A 1,836-nucleotide genomic window follows, 5' to 3' on the forward strand; every position below is an offset into this window, starting at 1 on the left:
TTGACCACGGCCAGTTCGTCGACCGTGGTGATGTAGTTGAGGCCGAGGTGGTCGCCAAGGCCGATGTTGGTGATGACGGCGACGTCACACACGTCAAAGCCGAGGCCTTCGCGGAGCACACCGCCACGCGCCGTTTCGAAGACGGCGGCATCGACGTCCGGGTGCATCAGCACATTGCGGGCGCTACGCGGGCCGGAGCAGTCGCCGCTGTCGATGCGGTGGCCTTCGACGTAGATGCCGTCGGTGCTGGTCATGCCGACACGCAGGCCGTTGGCTTCAAATATACGGCCAATCAGGCGGCTGGTCGTCGTCTTGCCATTGGTGCCGGCAATGGCAACGACAGGGATGCGGGCGTTGTCGGGTTTACCGTCGGGGCCGTCGGGGAACATCATGCCGACAATCGCTTCGCCGACGGCGCGGCCTTTGCCGAAGGATGGGTCGAGGTGCATGCGCAGGCCCGGGGCGGCATTGCATTCGACGATGCCGCCACCTTGCTCTTCGAGCGGTTTGTGCATGGTGTCGCAAACGACGTCGATGCCGCAGATGTCGAGGCCGACGGTCTGCGCAGCGGCGACGGCAGCGGCGGCGAGTTCGGGATGGACGTCGTCGGTGACGTCGGTAGCCGAACCGCCGGTAGATAGATTGGCGTTGTTGCGCAGGACGACGCGGACGCCGCGGCCGGGCACGGTGTCGGCGGTTAACCCTTGTTCTTCGAGGCGGGCGAGGGCGATGTCGTCGAAGCGGATCTTGGTCAGCGAAGTGGCGTGGCCGTCGGAGCGGCGCGGGTCGCTGTTGACGATGTCGACCAGTTCGCGGACGGTATGCGTGCCGTCGCCGATGACCAGCGGCGGATCGCGCCGGGCGGCGGCGATCAGTTTGTTGCCGATGACCAGCAGGCGCCAGTCATGGCCGGAGAGGAATTTTTCGACCATGATGTCGTCGCGGAACTCGATGGCGACGCGGTAGGCGCGGCGGACCTGCTCCTCGGTCGTCAGATTGACCGAAATACCCTTGCCCTGATTGCCGTCCTGCGGCTTGACGACGACCGGCAGGCCGACTTCCTGCGCGGCAACCCAGGCGTCGTCCTCGTCTTCGACCGGACGGCCGTAAGGCACGGCGACGCCGGAGGCGTGCAGCAGCTTTTTGGTCAGTTCCTTGTCCTGGGCGATGGCTTCGCCGATGGCGCTGGTGAAACTGGTTTCCGCCGCCTGGATGCGCTTTTGCTTGCTGCCCCAGCCGAACTGGACGAGGCTGCCCTGGGTCAGGCGACGGTAGGGGATGCCGCGGGCGACGGCGGCCGAAACAATGGCGCCGGTCGACGGGCCTAGGCGAATATCCTCGTCGAGATCACGCAATTCCTTGAGCGTGGCATCGAGGTCGAAAGGGGTGTCGTTGAGGGCGGCGAGGCAAAGCTGCTCGGCCCGCGCGAAGGCCAGGCGGCCGACATCTTCTTCGGTGTATTCGACAACGACCTGGTAGATGCCCTGATCGACCGTCTGTGCCGTACGGCTGAAAGTGACCGGGCAACCGGCCTGGGCCTGCAGGCCCAGGATGGCGAACTCCAGTGCGTGGGCCATCGACACGGTGTCGAGATGGTCGGAGGGAATCAGATCGCCGAGTTCCGGGAAGCGTTCGCGCAGACGGGCTTCGAAATTGGGCAGATTGGCGATGGCGACCTCGGCTCCCTCGCAGGAAACGATGGCCTGAATGGCGGTGTGCCGGCTCCACAGGTTGGGGCCGCGCAGGGCGCGAATGCGGGAAACGTCCATGACGCTTTGATCCTCGTTATTTCCGGGCGGTAGCCGGCTTCTTGGTTTGCGACTTTTTGGCCGATTG

General features: G+C 65.1%; 1 protein-coding gene. It reads right to left on the bottom strand.

Annotated features, from left to right (window positions below; genetic code table 11):
• The coding region (locus ADADOO_RS15135) for a cyanophycin synthetase (protein WP_511278334.1) at positions 1-1,769 on the bottom strand (1,769 nt) is incomplete at its 3' end.
• Positions 1,770-1,836: the final 67 nt, after the last annotated feature.

The organism is Azonexus sp. (assembly GCF_036170495.1).
In the GTDB taxonomy this organism is placed as follows: Bacteria; Pseudomonadota; Gammaproteobacteria; order Burkholderiales; family Rhodocyclaceae; genus Azonexus.